The organism is Clostridium sp. CTA-1 (assembly GCF_054768215.1).
On sequence record NZ_BAAAAP010000006.1, the window covers coordinates 1 to 17,999 of the forward strand.

The following is a 17,999-nucleotide window of genomic DNA, read 5'->3' on the forward strand; positions in this document are numbered from 1 at the left end:
ATCTAAGCGTGAAGCCAACCTCAAGATGAGATTTCCCATAGCGTAAGCTAGTAAGACTCCTGGAAGAACACCAGGTTGATAGGTCAGAGATGTAAGCATGGCAACATGTTAAGTTGACTGATACTAATAAGTCGAGGGCTTGACCAAATAAAATTCACTGTGCAATTTTGAGAGAACATTCTTTCAGAAAAGATATTAACTTTTTAAAAGGTAACTCACTCAGCAAGGCTGAGGAGTACTGATTTAAAACGAAATCAAAGATTTCTGTAAATCAGCATCTGGTGATTATGGCTTGAAGGTAACACCCGTTCCCATGCCGAACACGAAGGTTAAGCTTCAAAGCGCTGATGGTACTGCAGGGGAGGCCCTGTGGAAGAGTAAGTCGTTGCCAGATAAAAATATTCCGCGATAGCTCAACGGTGGAGCACTCGGCTGTTAACCGATAGGTTGAAGGTTCGAATCCTTTTCGCGGAGCCATTTTTATTTTTTGATAAATATAATATGAATATAAAAAGGATGTTGGTATATTTTATTCCAATATCCTTATTTGCGTATCAAAGTTTAACTTAAAATAGATTTAATTTTAATACCGCAAAAATAAAAAATACATTCATAAACTATTCATTTTGCTAAGTAGTTCTAAATATGGCTACATTAAAAATTTTCTACCCAGTAGAGGCGCCATCCTTGGCTTCACTACTGGCTCCTCACGTCCTGTGAGGAATTACGTAAATTTTTAATTCCGCCAAATTAAGAACTACTAAAGCTCTTTCATATGTTTATTTCATATATTTTTTTATTTTTGCTATATTAAAATTAAATCTATTTTCTAGTTCTTTTTAATGTTTTCTCCATCACTTGTTAAAAGTATATTTCCATCTATATCTGTTCTATAAACTTCAATATTTCTTTTTTTCAATTCTTTCATAGTTTCCTTGTGTGGATGCCCATAATCATTGTTTTTACCACAACTTATTATAGCCATTTTAGGGTTAACTTTATCTAAAAATTCTTTAGAGGAGGAAGAATGGCTACCATGATGACCAACCTTAAGGATATTAGAAGATAGATCAACATTTGAGTTTAAAATATCTTTTTCACTTGTTTTTTCTGCATCCCCTGTAAATAAGAACTTTGTATTTCCATGGGTTAATTTTATTACTGCAGAATAGTCATTTGTATTTTCATAATTATCTTTAACTGGAGCTAAAAAATCTAAGGAGCTATCATTAGATAGATCTAAAGATATCCCTTTTTTAGCTACATTGATTTTTAAATTTTTCTTTTTAAGTTGTAATATCATATCCTTGAAAATTTTAGTATTGGCAGTCTTTTTAGGAGCATAAAAGTTACTAATTTCAAACTCATCAATAACCTTTGGCATTCCACCTATATGATCTTCATGAGGATGAGTGGCTATTACATAATCTAACTTTTTTATATGTTGTTTTTTTAAATAATTTATTAGATTATCAGAACTTTTACGAGTTCCAGCATCTATTAATATATTTTTGTCCTTTGTTTGAACCAGAATACTATCTCCTTGTCCAACATCTATATAATGAACTTTTAACTCATTAGATTTGTTAGAAGTATTAATAGCGTTAGAGGACTGCTGAGAACAAGCCGTAAATATAATTGATAAACATATCAATAAACAAGCTATTATTAAATTTTTTTTCTTAAGTTTCATAAATTCAACTCCCTGTGTTATGTTAAATAAAGTATACATTATTTAATTCTAACATAAATTAACCAAAAGTAGATAAGTTTTTTTATATATATTATAATAGTAAAGTGAAGTTACATAACAAAAGGAGAGAATTTATAATGAAATCATTTATTTTATATTTAGGTTTTGCATTTTATATGATGCTATCTCTTTTAAGAATAATAAAATTAAAATATTTAAAGAGAAAAGGCAATAAAGAAGAAATAGAAAAGTATATTAATAAAAGTGTTTTAGGGTGGGCAAATTTCATAGTTAAGGGTATAGGCATAAGAATAAATAAAAAAGGATTAGAGAATGTGCCTGATGGGCCTTGTTTATTTGTTGGAAACCATCAAGGATTATTAGATGTACCTGTTATAGTTTCATCTTTAGATAGATATGTAGGTTTTGTAGCTAAAAAAGAAATGCTAAAGCTTAGAATATTGACTTATTGGATGAAAGAAATGAAATGTGTTTTTATGGATAGACAAAACGTTAGAGCAGCAGTAAAAACAATAAATGAAGGTGTAGAAAATCTAAAAAATGGATATAGTATGTTGATATTTCCAGAAGGTACAAGAAGTAGGGGAGAAAATTTAGGGGAATTTAAGAAGGGAAGTATGAAATTAGGCATAAAAGCGGGAGTACCTATAGTGCCTATAGCTATTAATGGTACCTACAAGGTGAGAGAAGCTAATGGTGGAAAGATAAAAGCTGCAGATGTAGATTTAATAGTATGTCCACCGATATATCCTAAAGAACTTTCTAAAGAAGAACAAAATAATTTATCTGAGACTATTAAAGAAATTATACAAAAGGAATTAGAGAAAGTAAGAAATCAATAAATGATATCCCAAAACAGATTGGGTGATATAGAGAATACACTTAATAAATCATATCATATGTTTATTAAGTGTATTTTTTTATATTTAATGTGTTAAAAAAAGTAGATTTAGTCTATTTTAAGTATTTTTCTTTGAGATAAACAAGGTTCTATGCAAGATGATAAAAAAAAATATCAATTGTATGATTTTTAAAGCAAAAGCAAACAATTGCAATATATTTATTTGAAATTGCAAAAATAGAGCGAAAAGATAGTTGATTAATTTTTATTAGGGTGATAGAATACCAATTATAAAGCATATATAATATTAAAATACAAGTTAAACAGTAATATAAATTAATACATATTAAATATATTTAACAATTATAATATGATGGATAAAAGTTAAATACTATCTAAAAATGAAGGAAAAAAATTAAAAAATGCATAATACGGTTTTTGAAAAAAATGTGGGGTAAGAACAATAAATAAATTTAGGGGGAATTATGATGGTTAAAATAGTTAAATCTTCATATAATCATGTGCTTCAAAATATATCAAGTGCTAATTTGTATAAGGATTTATTTCCATATGATGAAATACCAAAGGTAACATTCAATGATATACAGGTTCCAATGGATTTACCAAAGGATATATGGATTACTGATACAACATTTAGGGATGGACAACAATCGATGCCACCATATACTACAGAACAAATAGTAAAAATATATGACTATCTTCATAAATTAGATAACGAATCTGGGATAATAAGACAAACAGAATTTTTCTTGTATTCTGAGAAGGATAGAAAGGCAGCGGAAATATGTTTAGATAGAGGTTATAAGTTCCCAGAAGTTACTTCATGGATAAGAGCAAGCAAAGAAGATTTTAAATTAGTTAAAGAAATGGGAATAAAAGAAACTGGCATGCTTATGTCTTGTTCAGATTATCATATATTTAAGAAACTTAATACAACAAGGGAAAAGGCTATGAATATGTATTTAGAAATTGCTGAAGAAGCTTTAGCTAATGGGATTGTTCCAAGATGCCATTTAGAAGATATAACAAGAGCAGACTTTTATGGTTTTGTAGTTCCTTTTGTAAATAAATTAATGGAACTTTCTAATAAAGCTAATATTCCTGTTAAAATAAGAGCCTGCGATACTTTAGGATTAGGGGTTCCTTATAGTGGAGCATCACTACCAAGAAGTGTTCAAGGAATTATTCATGGACTTAGATATTGTTGTAATGTTCCTTCAGAGAGAATAGAGTGGCATGGACACAATGATTTTTATGGTGTAGTAGCCAATGCTTCCACATCATGGCTTTATGGTTGCTCATCTGTAAACACTTCTCTTTTAGGTATAGGAGAAAGAACAGGAAATTGTCCACTAGAGGCTATGATTATAGAATATGGACAATTAAAAGGCAATACCGCTAATATGAATTTACATGTCATAAATGAAATAGCAGAATATTTCCAACAGGAAATGAATTATAATATACCACCAAGAACACCTTTTGTAGGAAGTGAGTTTAATGTTACAAGGGCTGGTATACATGCAGATGGTATATTAAAAAATGAGGAAATATATAATATTTTCAATACAGAAAAGATTTTAGACAGACCAGTTGTGGTTGCTGTAAATCAATATTCAGGATTAGCTGGTATTGCGGCTTGGATAAACACTTACTTTAAATTAAAGGGTGAAAATAAGATAGATAAAAAAGATGAAAGAATTCTGGCAATAAAAGAATGGGTAGATAATCAATATGAAAATGGTAGAACAACAATAATAGGAAATAATGAATTAGAAATTATAGTAAAACAGCTTATACCAGACTTATTTCAAAGAGCTAGTTAGTGATTAATATATAATTTTACAAAATTCCAAAGTTAAAATTGGTGAAAGATCAGTATCTGAAAAGTAAAAACTAGGATAAATCAAAGGTTAGTAAGAAAAAACAAAAGATAAATATTAAAGTACAAATTGATTGGGGGAATAACAGTTGGGTTTAACATTAACAGAAAAAATAATAAAATCCCATTTAGTAAAAGGAAATATGACTAAAGGAGAAGAAATTGCTATTAAAATAGATAATACTTTAACTCAGGATTCTACAGGAACTATGGCTTATCTTCAGTTTGAAGCCTTAGGTATAGATAGAGTAAAGACTAAAAGATCAGTGGCTTATATAGACCACAATATGTTGCAAAGTGGACCAGAGAATGCGGATGACCATTTATATATACAAACAGTAGCTAAAAAACACGGAATTTATTTTTCAAAACCAGGTAATGGAATATGCCATCAAGTTAATTTAGAAAGATTTGGTGTGCCTGGAGAAACTTTATTAGGATCCGATAGCCATACTCCAACAGGAGGAGGTATAGGAATGTTAGCTATAGGTGCTGGTGGATTGGATGTAGCAGTAGCTATGGCAGGTGGAGAATATTATATAAATATGCCTAAAGTAGTTAAGGTAAATTTAATAGGAAAATTAAGACCATTTGTATCTGCTAAAGATGTTATATTAGAAGTTTTAAGAAGATTATCTGTAAAGGGTGGAGTAGGAAAAATATTTGAATATACAGGAGAAGGAGTAAAAACTCTTACAGTTCCAGAGAGAGCAACTATAACTAATATGGGAGCAGAACTTGGAGCTACTACATCAATCTTTCCATCAGATGAAATTACTAAGGAGTTTTTACAAGCTCAAGAAAGAGAGGAAGATTATAAGTATTTAATAGCAGATGAGGATGCTATTTATGATGAAGAATTAGAAATAAATTTATCAGAGCTAAAACCTTTAGCAGCCTGTCCACATAGTCCTGATAATATAGTGCCAGTATCAGAACTTAAAAATATAAAAGTAAATCAAGTAGCTATAGGTAGTTGCACAAATTCCTCTTATAGAGATATGTTAAGAACTGCTAGTATATTAAAGGGAAAAACTGTATCAGAAAATGTATCTTTGGTTATAGCACCGGGTTCTAAACAGGTTCTGAACATGATGGCTAACAATGGAGCTTTAACAGATTTAGTTATGGCAGGAGCGAGAATACTAGAATGTGCTTGTGGACCATGTATAGGAATGGGGCAATCTCCTTGTACAGATGCTGTATCTTTAAGAACTTTTAATAGAAATTTTGAGGGTAGGTCTGGAACAAAATCCGCTAATGTATATTTAGTAAGTCCAGAAGTGGCAGCAGTTTCAGCTTTAACAGGATATATAACAGATCCTACTGAGTTAACTGATTTTGAAGATATAAAAATGCCTAATAAATTTTTGATAAATGATAATTTAATAATGGAGCCAGCCAAAGAAGGAGAAGTTATAGAGGTTAAAAGAGGACCAAATATAAAGCCTTTTCCTAAATCAGAAGCTTTAAAAGAATTAGTGACTGGAAAGGTATTAACTAAGGTGGGAGATAATATTACAACGGATCATATAATGCCATCTAATGCTAAACTTTTGCCTTATAGATCTAATGTGCCTTATTTATCAAACTTTTGCTTAACTCCATGTGATGAAAAATTCCCTGAAAAAGCTAAAGAAAATGGAGGAGGTATAATAGTTGCAGGAACAAATTACGGCCAAGGTTCTAGTAGAGAACATGCAGCTTTAGCCCCTGTTTATTTAGGAATAAAAGCAGTTTTAGCAAAATCTTTTGCTAGAATTCATAAAGCAAATCTAATAAATAATGGTATATTACCTTTAGTTTTTGAAAGAGAAGAAGATTATGATTCTATAGGTGAAATGGATGAATTAGTAATAGAAAATGTACTAAATCAAGTGGAAATAGGTAAAATAGATATAATAAATAAAACTAAGGGCATAAAATATAAAACTTTATTAGAAGCAACAGATAGACAAAAGAAGATGATTTTAAAGGGCGGATTATTAAATTTAATAAAAAGTTCTCAACAATAGCTACAAAAATTTAGAATTAGAATAAATATGGATAGTAACAAATTATTATTAACATGTTTAAATAAATATAATTTATAGGGAATATTATATATAATAATAGTAAAAATAATAAAAAATATTATAATTATAAATTAAATTGATAATTTACAAATATAGTAAATACTTAAAAGTATTCTACTTATAGATTTTCGGAGGGATATGATGAAACACAATATAACTTTAATACCAGGAGATGGTATAGGCCCAGAAGTAACTGAAGCTGCAAGAAAAGTTATAGATGCAGTGGGAGTAGATATTAATTGGCATGTAGTAGAGGCGGGAGAAAAAGTTTTAGACCAATATGGAACCCCTCTTCCAGACTATGTTTTAGATAGTATAAAGGAGAATAAAGTAGCATTAAAAGGGCCTGTAACTACTCCTGTAGGAAAAGGCTTTAGAAGTGTAAATGTTACTTTAAGAAAAAGTTTAAATTTATATGCAAATATAAGACCTGTAAAAAGTTATAAAGGAATAAAATCTAGATATGAAAATGTGGATTTAATAATTGTAAGAGAAAACACAGAGGATTTATATGCAGGTATTGAGCATATGATTGGTGATGATATAGCAGAAAGTATAAAGGTAATTACTAAAAAAGCTAGTGATAGAATAGTTGATTATGCTTTTAATCTAGCAAGAAAAGAAAATAGAAATAAGGTAACTGCAGTGCATAAAGCTAACATAATGAAATTATCAGATGGATTATTTTTAAAATGTGCAAAGGAAGTTGCTAGTAGAAATAAGGATATAAATTTTGAAGATGTAATAGTAGATGCTATGGCTATGAAATTAGTTTTAGATCCAGAAAAATATGATGTTTTAGTAATGCCTAATTTATATGGTGATATTTTATCAGATATGGCAGCTGGTTTAGTTGGTGGATTGGGATTACTTCCAGGAGCTAATATAGGACATAAAGGAGCTGTATTTGAAGCTGCCCATGGTGCTGCTCCTGATATTGCAGGTAAAAATAAAGCTAACCCAACAGCTTGCATACTAAGTGGTGCTATGATGTTAAAGTATATCGGAGAAAATGAAAAAGCTAAAAAAATAGAAAATGCTATAGAAAAAGTATTTGTAGAGGGAAAATACCTTACAGAGGATTTAGGCGGAAATTCTACAACAGAAGAATTTACAGCGGCAATTATAGAAAATTTTTAAATTAATATATAATTTTTAATTCCCTATTACCCTTTAATTAGATATATAAATAGAGTTCTTGTCTTTAGAGGGAGTTTTTATTCCCTCTAAAGCTTATTAACAGACTTCTAAGGAGTTTTACTCCTTAGAAGTCGTTATCCTCTTTAGGAGAAAATGGTTATCCAGAAACGTAGCCGCTCTTTACTCCAACTTTGAAGAAGATGGGAGTATTAGAGTGGTTAGTTATCGGATAAATTTTCAAGTCATATTTTACAATTATATTAAAGTTTTTCTTATGATTTTAAGATTATAAGAAAAACTTTTTTTATAAAAAATTATTTTATTATTTTCAAAAACAAATTAATATGATAAAGTATTAATATAGAATTTATTACTGTATTAAGATAAAGCGATAAAATTACAAAGATAAAAATTAAATACATTGGAGGAGTAATGATGGAAAAATCCTTAATTATAGATAACTACAATAAGATGATAGATAAAGAAGAGGTTATGATAGAAACTAAAAATATTAAAAAAATTTTTGGTGAGTTAATAGTTTTTGAAAATTTAAATTTGAAAGTTAAAAAGGGTGAAGTGGTAGTAATAATAGGGTCTTCTGGATCAGGAAAAAGTACTTTTTTAAGGTGCTTAAACGGTTTAGAAGAAATAAATGGTGGAATTATAGAAATAGAAGGAAAAATTTTAAACTCCAAGGATAAAAAATCCATGAAAGAAGCATGTTCTAAAATGGGAATGGTATTTCAAAATTTTAACTTATTTCCTCATATGACTGCATTAGATAATGTAATGATAGGGCCATTAGTTTCTAAAAAGGAGAATAAAGAAGAAGTTTTAGAAAGATCTAAAGATCTTCTTAAAAAGGTTGGATTAGAGGATAAAATGGATTATTATCCTAGTAAATTATCTGGAGGACAAAAGCAAAGGGTAGCCATAGCAAGGGCATTAGCTATGAATCCAGATATAATGCTTTTTGATGAACCAACTTCTGCCTTAGATCCAGAGCTAGTAGGAGAAGTTTTATCTGTTATGAAAAAGTTGGCAGAAGAAGGTATAACTATGGTAGTTGTAACTCATGAAATGGGATTTGCCAAGGAAGTTGCAGATAGAGTTATTTTTATGGATGGAGGTAAATTTGTAGAAGAGGCTAGTCCACAGGTATTTTTTACATGGCCCAAAGAAGAAAGAACTAAGGAATTTTTAAAAAAAGTACTATAGAAATAAAATAAAATTTAAGGTATCAAATATTTTTAGTAATATATAAACTTTTTAAAAATTTTAATTTTAATAATTTTTAATGGATTTTTTACAGAAAAATTTATATAATATTATGAAAGTGTTAAAATCCTTTAGAAAATAACTTGACTATATATGATATAAATACTATAATTAACTAAAAGTGAATAACAAGTAGATAGAGGTGCGGTGTTAATTAGTACTTTTACAGAGATAAGCACTATGAAGTAAGAGGAAAGGGAATATCGCCGAAGTATACAATTGAGGCTTTAAGGTTGTATGCTGGGGTTACATAGAATATGTGTAACACTGTCACAAATTTATTTTGTGGAGAGCTATCATTCAAAGTATTCGTACTGTTTTATTTATGTGCGCACAAGTACGTCTATATGCCTTGAGTGTAAAGCTTAAGGCTTTTTTGTTTTTGATGATGGTTTTCCTCCCCATATTCACTTAAATTTTAAAGCTTATAGGGCTTGAAATTTATAAATAGAGGAGGAGATTTTTATGAAAAAAAATAGGGGAATATTATTAACTTTTTCATTTGTTTTAATGATTTTATTATTTAGTAACATGTCAGTATTAGCAGCAGACTTAGACCCAAAGGTTGTAGCACAAAATGCTAGCAGATTGGGAATATGGACTATTTTACCGCCAGTAATAGCTATTGTATTAGCCTTTATTACGAAAAATGTAGTTATTTCTTTAGCACTAGGTGTTTTTAGTGGAAGCTTTTTATTACAGCTAAATGGAAACAATATTTTCGGTGCTATTTTCAAAGCTTTTTTAGATTTAATAAATAGAATATTAAATTCTCTTGCAGATCCTTGGAATGCAGGAATAATACTTCAATGTATGGTTATAGGTGGACTTATAGCAGTAATTTCTAAAATGGGTGGGGCTAAAGCTGTTGCGGAATCCTTAGCTAAAAAAGCTAAAACTCCAAAGAGTGCTCAAATTATAACTTGGTTTTTAGGTTTATTAGTTTTCTTTGATGATTATGCTAATGCTCTTATAGTAGGACCTATCATGAGGCCTGTTGCAGATAAAATGAAAATATCAAGGGAAAAATTAGCCTTTATAATAGATGGTACAGCAGCACCAATAGCTGGTATAGCAGTTATATCTACATGGATAGGGTATGAAATAAGCTTAATAAAAGATGCTTATGCAAGTATTGGCCAAAGTGTAAATGCATATGGATTGTTCTTATCAACTATACCTTATAGATTTTATAACATATTAATATTAGTATTTATAGTATTAATAGCTTTAATGGGAAGAGACTTTGGTCCAATGCTTAAAGCTGAAAGAAGAGCAAGAACTACAGGTAAGCTTTTATCAGATACAGCAAAACCAATGGTTTCTGATGAAACTACAGAACTTGAACCAAGAGAAGGAATAAAGTTAAGTATTTGGAATGCTATAATTCCAATAGGAATATTAATAATTGGAGCCTTTGCAGGTTTTTATTATAATGGTTATCAAGCTATAATGGGAGGAGAAGATAAGGCTTTAATACAAATGCTACAAACATCACCTGCATCCTTTGATGCTTTAAGAGAAACCTTCAGTGCATCAGATGCCAGTGTAGTTTTATTCCAATCCGCATTACTTGCAAGCATAGTAGCAATAATAATGGGAGCATCACAAAAGATTTTTAAAGTGGGAGAAGCTATAGATGTTTGGATTACAGGAATGAAATCTTTAATTATAACAGCAGTTATATTACTTCTTGCTTGGTCTTTAAGTGCAGTTATAAAAGAACTTGGAACAGCTACTTTTTTAGTTTCAATTTTGTCCAACTCTATACCAAAATTTTTATTACCAAGCATAATATTCATATTTGGATCTGTTATATCTTTTGCTACAGGGTCAGCTTATGGAACAATGGGTATATTGATGCCTTTAACAATTCCATTAGCCTATGCCATATCACCAGATCCAACTTATGTAGTAATAAATGTAAGCGCGGTTTTAACTGGAGCAATATTTGGAGATCATTGCTCTCCAATATCAGATACAACTATAATGTCTTCTATGGGATCTGCTTGTGATCATTTGGATCATACATCAACGCAAATGGTATATGCTTTAACTATAGCAGCATGTACAATATTATTCGGATACATTCCAGCAGGATTAGGGTTACCAATATATATAGTTTTACCATTATCAATAGGATTAGTTGCAGTAGTAATTAGATTTGTAGGTAAACCAAACGATATAGTAGAGGAAGAAAGTTTAAAAGAAGAGACATTAGAAATGAATGCATAAAATAAGGAAAGTGCTAAGCACTTTCCTTATTTTTCTTCTCTAGGTTCTTCGTTTCTGTCCCTACCATAGAATGAAATTGCATATAAACCTGCTATTCCTACAAGAGCATATATAACTCTTGTAAATGCAGACATATCTCCAAATAAAGCCGCAACTAAATCAAATCTAAAAAAACCAATAAGTCCCCAGTTTATAGCGCCAATTACTACTAATGTAAGTGAAATAATATCTAATGTTCTCATATTTACATCTCCTTTATTAGTTCTATAATGTTAGTATTTCCAAAATTTAATAAAATATAAGTATTAGGAAAACATTAATAAAAAATAATTATATTATTTCACCATGTCTTTCATAATTAGTTAGTTTTTCTATGCTATTTTTATTATCTACAAATAATACTGTAGGATTAAATTTTTTAGCTTCATCTATAGTTAAATCACAGTAACTCATTATTATAATTTTGTCGCCTTTTTGAACCATACGTGCAGCGGCTCCATTTAAACAGATTACACCACTATTTTTTTCACCAGCTATTACATAGGTTTCAAACCTACTTCCATTATCTATATCTACTATCTGAACTTTTTCATATTCTAAAATATTAGCTTTATCCATTAGATTTTTATCTATAGTTATACTTCCTACATAGTTAAGATTAGCTTCTGTTATAGTAGCTCTATGAATTTTTGATTTTAACATAGTTATTGTCATTTATTTATACCTCACTTATAATATCTTGAGTAGCACAACATGTACTATATGGAGTATATATTAGTTGTTATTATATATAATAAACATAGTCTATATTTCACCATGAATTTTATCTTAAAACCATGATAAAATTATTTTATAAAAGTAAAATTATCTATAAGTCTTGTTTTACCTATATAAACTGCTATGGCTACTAATATTGAAGATTTTATTTCTTCAACAGGTTGTAAGCTATCGCTATCTACTATACTTACATAATCTATTTTTGCTAGAGGCTCTTTATTTAGCCTGTTTACTATAATATTTTTTATAGTATTTGATTTTGTTTCACCAGATTCTAATGCATTTATGGCTTCTTTTAGACTTTTATTTAATACTAATGCAGATTTTCTTTCTTTTATATTTAAGTAAGCATTTCTTGAACTTTTAGCTAAACCATCAGATTCTCTAATAATAGGACAACCTATTATTTCTATAGGGAAATTTAAATCTTGAACCATCTTTTTTACTACAGCCAATTGCTGAGCGTCTTTTTCACCAAAATAAGCTTTTGTAGGGACTATTATATTAAAAAATTTTGTTAAAACTGTGCATACCCCTTGGAAATGACCAGGCCTTTTTTCTCCACATAAATTTTCTGTAAGTGTACCCACATTTACATGGCTATATATTTTATTAGGATACATTTCTGAAGCTTCAGGATTAAAAATTAAATTTGCTCCAAATTCGTAACATAAGGATGAATCTTTATCTAAATCTCTAGGATAAGTAGAATAATCCTCCTTTGGTCCAAATTGAATTGGATTTACAAAAATTGAAACCACAACTTTATCATTTTCTTCTCTAGCTTTTTTTATAAGAGAGGCATGACCTTCATGTAAATAGCCCATAGTAGGTACATAGCCTATAGATAAATTTTCGTCTTTCCATTTTTTTATAATTTCTTTAACATCTTTTATTGTGTGAACTATATTCATATTGTTTAGCTGATATAATCAGCTTTTACCCTCCCTTTAGTTATTAAATAAGTATTTAATAACATTTATTAGTTTCTTTATTAATATAATTTATTTATTACATCATCATCTATTTTAAAAGTATGTTTTTCTTCAGGAAATGTAACTTCTTTAACTTCTTCTATATATTGAGATACACCATCTTTTATAGATTTACCTATATTTCCAAAGGATTTAACAAATTTAGGTTTGAAATCTGAAAACATAGAAAGCATATCTTGATAAACCAGAATTTGGCCATCACAATATTTTCCTGCGCCTATGCCTATAGTTGGAATAGATATGGATTCTGATATTATTTTTGATAATTTTTCTGGAATACATTCCAAAACTATAGAAAAAGCTCCCGCATCTTCTAAAATTTTAGCATCTTCTATTAGTTTTTTTGCTATTTTTTCATTTTTCCCTTGAACTTTAAATCCTCCAAACATATTTACAGATTGAGGGGTTAAACCTATGTGTCCCATTACAGGAATTTGGGCTTTAACTATAGCTTTAACTTCTTCAGCTACAGTGGCACCACCCTCTAATTTTACAGCGTGAGCGCCAGCTTCTTTTATAAATCTTCCTGCATTATACACCGCATCATAAATAGAAGTTTGGTAAGACATAAAAGGCATATCTCCTACAACTAAAGCATTAGAAGTTCCTCTTACAACTGCTTTGGTATGATGAAGCATATCTTCCATAGTTACACTAAGTGTATTTTCGTATCCTAGACACACCATTCCTAAGGAGTCTCCAACTAGTATTCCATTAATTCCAGAGGAGTCTATAAGTTTTGCCATAGAATAATCATAGGCAGTTAACATAGTTATTTTTTCACCTTTGTTTTTTAATTCTTGAAAAGTTGATACAGTATTACGCATTGTATCCCTCCTAAAATATTAATATTATATTGTAAATAATTTTGTAAAAATTTATTAGGATGGATAGAATACCAATGAGCATCCGAATTGTTTTTATAAAAAGATTAGACAAAATACTTTAAATAAGGATATCTAAAGTATATATGAATAGAAAAAATTTGAGATAAACATACTGTTTTGAGAAAAAATTTTCAAATACAGTTGCATTAGTATTATAATTTAAGACATTAAGATAATAGTTTGTCTTAATTTTATTGATGTGAGCAGTTTTTATACAAATTTAAAAATAAAAACAATCAGGTGCAGTTCCAAATTGGATACTACCCAAATTTATTTTAGCACAAATAATAATGATAATAAATATAATAGATTTAATTTTAACACCACAAATATATAAAATATACTTATAAAGTGACTTATTTTGCTAAAAAGTTCTAAACTGAGCTCTATTAAAAATTTTCTACATTACAGATTTAAATTTGGTAGAATGTATATAGATGAAATTTAAGTGTAACTTATTTAAAGAAATGATTTTTAGGTCCAGATAAAGTTCTTAGAATAATTATATCTTGACCTCTAAAGAGTATTAACGATGATAGTAATGAGATAAAATTTTAAATATGTATATACTATATTCAATTTATTTAAATGTATAGAATTTAGGGAGTGGATTTTATGAGTCTAAGATTTATATATGGAAGGGCTGGCAGTGGAAAAAGTCAATATTGTTTAAATAGTATAAAAAAAAGAATAGAAGAAGATGTAGATAGGCCACTTATATTATTGGTACCAGAACAATTTTCTTTCCAAGCAGAAAAAAATTTAATAGAAGTATTAGGTGAAAAAACCGGGTTTAAAACACAGGTATTAAGTTTTAAAAGAATGGCTTATAGGGTCTTTAATGAAGTGGGAGGTATAACTGCTAAACATATGAATGAATCCGGTAAAAGCATGCTTTTATATAATATAATTGAAGATAATAAAAATAATTTAAAAGTATTTAAAAAAGCTGCTAAAAGGCAAGGATTCATTACCACAATTTCAGATATTATAACAGAATTTAAAAGATATAATGTAACTCCTGAAATTATAATAAATAATTTAGATAGTATTGAAGAGGATAATTTAAAATATAAAATGGAAGATTTGTCTTTGATATTTTCTGAGTTTGAAAGAAGATTACATAAAAACTATATAGATAATGAAGATGATTTAACTATATTGGTAGAAAAATTAAATAAAAGTAAGCAGTTTGATAATGCAGAAATATGGATAGATGAATTTTCAAGTTTTTCTCCTCAAGAATATTCTGTACTAGAAAAATTACTTTTAAAATCCTATAGAATAAATATAACTTTGTGTACAGATTATTTAAATCAAGGTAGATTTGTTGATACTACAGATGTGTTTTCTCCTATTAAAAATACAGAAAATAAATTGCTAGAAATAATAGAAGATAATAATATAAAATTAGATAAACCAATAGCACTTAAATGTGACCCTTGTGTAAGGTTCAAGAATAGTATAGAACTTCAGCATTTAGAGAAAAATATGTTTTCTTTTCCTTATAAAGAGTATAAAAATGAAACAAAAGATATTTGCATGCTTAAAACTTTAAATCAATTTACAGAAATAGAAAACACCGCAAAGGATATTATAAAACTTTGTAGAGATAAAGGTTGTAGATTTAAGGATATAGCAGTAATTACGGGAGATTTGGAAGGATATGAAAATATAATAAGTTCTGTCTTTTTGCAATATAATATTCCATTTTTTATAGATAAAAAGAGAGAAATAAATAATAATCCAATAATAGTATTAATACTCTCTGCCCTAGAGGTTTTATCTAAAAATTGGACTTATGAATCAGTATTTAGATATTTAAAAACTGGACTTTTAGATATTAATAATGAAGAAATGGATATTTTAGAAAATTATGTGCTTGCTAATGGCATTAAAGGATATCAATGGACTAATGATAAGCCTTGGGAACATAAATCTTTTAGCAATTATGAATTACAAGAGCAGGTTGAAAAAGAGCTATTAGATAAAATAAATGATATAAGATATGAAGCTATGGATCCTATTGTATCTCTTAATAAAAGTTTTAAAAGTAAAGATAGGGCAAAAGAGTTTTGTGAAGTATTATATGAATTTTTATGTAGTATAAACCTACCAGATAAAATACAGAATATGATAGAAAATTTTAAAGTAGAAGGTGAAGTAGAAAAAGCTAGTGAATACAATCAAATATGGAATATAGTGATGGAAGTTTTAGATCAAATAGCGGAGGTTATAGGTGAAGAAAAAATATCCTTAAAAGAATTTTTTAAGATACTTCAAACAGGATTTTCAGAATATGAAATAGGGCTTATACCACCTACCTTAGATCAAGTAATAGTGGGAAGTATAACAAGACTTAGAAGTCACAATATAAATATCTTATATATAGTAGGGGTAAATGATGGAATATTCCCAGCCCCATTAAAAGAAGAAGGAATTTTAAGCGATGAGGATAGGCAATTTTTAGGAGAAAAGGGCTTAGAAATAGCTAAAGATACTAAAAGTATAGCCTTTGAGGAACAATTTTTAGTATATTCTACATTAACTACCCCAAGTAAATATTTAAGATTGAGCTACCCTATAGCAGATGGAGAGGGAAAAACTTTAAGACCATCTATAATTATATCAAGGATAAAGAAAATATTTACTAATATATGTGAAGAAAATGATATAGTAAGACTCAATGGTGAAGAAGAAGAACTAAAAAATATATCCTCTGCAAAGCCAACTTTTAATTATCTAATATCTAATTTAAGAAAAGATGTAGAGGGGGTAAAAATAGATAATATATGGGGAGATACATATAAATGGTATTTAGAAAATGAATTTTGGATTGAAAAATTAAATAGATTAATAAAAGGTTTTGATTATACAAATCAAAGCAAATATATAGAAACAAAAAAAATAAGGAATTTATATGGTAAACCATTGAAAATAAGTGTATCTAGAGTAGAAAAATTTTCTCAATGTCCCTTTGCCTACTTTGTACAATATGGATTAAAGGCTAAAGATAGAAAAATATTTAATTTAAGTTATCCAGATTTAGGAATATTCATGCATAGCATATTGGAGAAGTTTTCACATGAGCTAGAAAAGGAAGGGCTAGAGTGGAATACCATGGATTTAAATTGGGCAGAAGAAGAAATTGATAAACTAATTAATGAGGAATTAGATAATAAATCCTTAGACATATTAAATAGTTCAAAAAGATATGAATATGTAACGAAAAGTGTAAAGAAGATTTTAAAAAGATCTATATGGCTTATAGGAGAACATATAAAAAGAGGAAATTTTAAACCAAGTTATTATGAATTATCCTTTGATGTAGATGGAGACTATCCTCCTATAGCAATGGAACTTCATTCAGGGGAAGTTGTAAATTTAATAGGTAGAGTAGATAGAGTAGATCTCTTGCAAAAGGATGGCGCTACTTATTTAAAAATAATAGATTATAAATCCGGTACAAAGGAATTTAAATTATCTGATGTCTATTATGGATTACAATTACAACTATTAATATATTTAGATGCTATACTTACAGAATTAGCTGAAAGATCTGGCGTAAATGGAGAACCAGGGGCACTTTTATATTTAAAATTAGATGATCCTATAGTAAAAAATACTGTAGATATCAGTGATGAGGAAATTGAAAAAAATATAATAAAAAATTTAAAAATGAAAGGACTAATATTAAATGATCCTAATGTTATAAAAGATATGGATAATATAATATCTGGTATATCGGATATCATACCTGTTATGCTTAAAAAAGATGGAGGAGTATCAGAAGGTAAATCCTCTGTAGCTACAAAAGAAGAGTTTGAAACATTAAGAAAATATGTAAGGTATACAATAATTGAAATTTGTGAGGAAATGTTAGAGGGAAACATAGAAATAAAGCCATATAAAAAGAAGGATGGATCCTCTTGTGATTATTGTATATATTCTTCAGTTTGTAAATTTGATACAGAAATAAGAGGAAACAAATATAATATATTAATAGATAAAAAAGATGAAGAGGTATGGGAATCTATTAAGACAAAATTAGAATGCTAAAAAATCATTTTTTATAACTATAAACAAAGAGTTTATTAATAGTATAGTTTTATTAATAAACTCTTTGTAAATTTGTAGAAAATATTTTTATGTTT

Annotated in this window: 12 protein-coding genes, 1 tRNA gene, 2 rRNA genes and 1 riboswitch; of the genes, 10 read left to right on the top strand and 5 right to left on the bottom strand. The window is 28.6% G+C overall.

Features of this window, described 5'->3' with window-relative positions; translation table 11 throughout:
• From ACYUEW_RS05995 to ACYUEW_RS06005, 3 genes are all read left to right on the top strand, one after another.
• Window positions 1–147, top strand: a 23S ribosomal RNA gene (locus ACYUEW_RS05995); the annotation flags it as partial.
• Between the two features lie 130 nt (window positions 148–277).
• Window positions 278–394 (top strand): 5S ribosomal RNA (rrf, locus tag ACYUEW_RS06000).
• An 8-nt stretch (window positions 395–402) separates the two neighbouring features.
• A tRNA-Asn gene (locus ACYUEW_RS06005) sits at window positions 403–477 on the top strand.
• 352 nt (window positions 478–829) lie between these two features.
• Here the strand turns inward: ACYUEW_RS06005 and ACYUEW_RS06010 are convergent.
• A complete protein-coding gene (locus ACYUEW_RS06010; protein WP_042386074.1) occupies window positions 830–1,693 on the bottom strand; it encodes a ComEC/Rec2 family competence protein in 864 nt (287 codons plus the stop codon).
• Between the two features lie 137 nt (window positions 1,694–1,830).
• Between ACYUEW_RS06010 and ACYUEW_RS06015 the strand changes: the two genes are divergently transcribed.
• The 6 genes from ACYUEW_RS06015 (at window position 1,831) to ACYUEW_RS06040 (ending at window position 11,186) form a co-directional block, all read left to right on the top strand.
• Window positions 1,831–2,556 carry a lysophospholipid acyltransferase family protein gene (locus tag ACYUEW_RS06015; RefSeq protein WP_003488267.1) on the top strand — a complete coding sequence of 242 codons (726 nt, stop codon included), beginning with the start codon at window positions 1,831–1,833 and terminating at the stop codon, window positions 2,554–2,556.
• A gap of 484 nt (window positions 2,557–3,040) precedes the next feature.
• Window positions 3,041–4,402: a beta/alpha barrel domain-containing protein gene (locus ACYUEW_RS06020; RefSeq protein WP_003488268.1), complete on the top strand. Its 1,362-nt coding sequence runs from the start codon at window positions 3,041–3,043 to the stop codon at window positions 4,400–4,402.
• 145 nt (window positions 4,403–4,547) lie between these two features.
• Entirely contained in the window at window positions 4,548–6,473 is a 1,926-nt protein-coding gene (locus ACYUEW_RS06025) for an aconitate hydratase (protein ID WP_460276427.1), read from the top strand.
• 201 nt (window positions 6,474–6,674) lie between these two features.
• Window positions 6,675–7,673, top strand: a complete 999-nt coding sequence (locus ACYUEW_RS06030) for an isocitrate/isopropylmalate dehydrogenase family protein (protein ID WP_003488270.1) — start codon at window positions 6,675–6,677, stop codon at window positions 7,671–7,673.
• A 435-nt stretch (window positions 7,674–8,108) separates the two neighbouring features.
• The gene (locus tag ACYUEW_RS06035; RefSeq protein WP_460276428.1) at window positions 8,109–8,891 is read left to right on the top strand and encodes an amino acid ABC transporter ATP-binding protein; all 783 of its coding nucleotides are present in this window, start codon (window positions 8,109–8,111) and stop codon (window positions 8,889–8,891) included.
• A 189-nt stretch (window positions 8,892–9,080) separates the two neighbouring features.
• Window positions 9,081–9,255: riboswitch (Lysine riboswitch) on the top strand.
• Window positions 9,256–9,416: 161 nt separating this feature from the next.
• Entirely contained in the window at window positions 9,417–11,186 is a 1,770-nt protein-coding gene (locus ACYUEW_RS06040; RefSeq protein ID WP_003488272.1) for a Na+/H+ antiporter NhaC family protein, read from the top strand.
• Window positions 11,187–11,212: 26 nt separating this feature from the next.
• On the opposite strand, the gene ACYUEW_RS06045 is transcribed toward ACYUEW_RS06040, so the two are convergent.
• The 4 genes from ACYUEW_RS06045 to panB all read right to left on the bottom strand — a co-directional run bounded on the left by ACYUEW_RS06045 (window position 11,213) and on the right by panB (window position 13,785).
• On the bottom strand, window positions 11,213–11,428 hold the full coding sequence (locus ACYUEW_RS06045; protein ID WP_030033312.1) for a DUF378 domain-containing protein: 216 nt from the start codon (window positions 11,426–11,428) through the stop codon (window positions 11,213–11,215).
• 88 nt (window positions 11,429–11,516) lie between these two features.
• A complete protein-coding gene (panD, locus tag ACYUEW_RS06050) occupies window positions 11,517–11,900 on the bottom strand; it encodes an aspartate 1-decarboxylase (RefSeq protein ID WP_045896449.1) in 384 nt (127 codons plus the stop codon).
• A 131-nt stretch (window positions 11,901–12,031) separates the two neighbouring features.
• The gene (gene panC, locus ACYUEW_RS06055; protein WP_460276429.1) at window positions 12,032–12,877 is read right to left on the bottom strand and encodes a pantoate--beta-alanine ligase; all 846 of its coding nucleotides are present in this window, start codon (window positions 12,875–12,877) and stop codon (window positions 12,032–12,034) included.
• Window positions 12,878–12,957: 80 nt separating this feature from the next.
• Window positions 12,958–13,785, bottom strand: coding sequence for a 3-methyl-2-oxobutanoate hydroxymethyltransferase (panB, locus tag ACYUEW_RS06060; RefSeq protein ID WP_460276430.1), 828 nt, complete (start codon window positions 13,783–13,785; stop codon window positions 12,958–12,960).
• 675 nt (window positions 13,786–14,460) lie between these two features.
• Between panB and addB the strand changes: the two genes are divergently transcribed.
• Window positions 14,461–17,904 carry a helicase-exonuclease AddAB subunit AddB gene (gene addB / locus ACYUEW_RS06065; RefSeq protein ID WP_460276431.1) on the top strand — a complete coding sequence of 1,148 codons (3,444 nt, stop codon included), beginning with the start codon at window positions 14,461–14,463 and terminating at the stop codon, window positions 17,902–17,904.
• The last annotated feature ends 95 nt before the right edge of the window (window positions 17,905–17,999 follow it).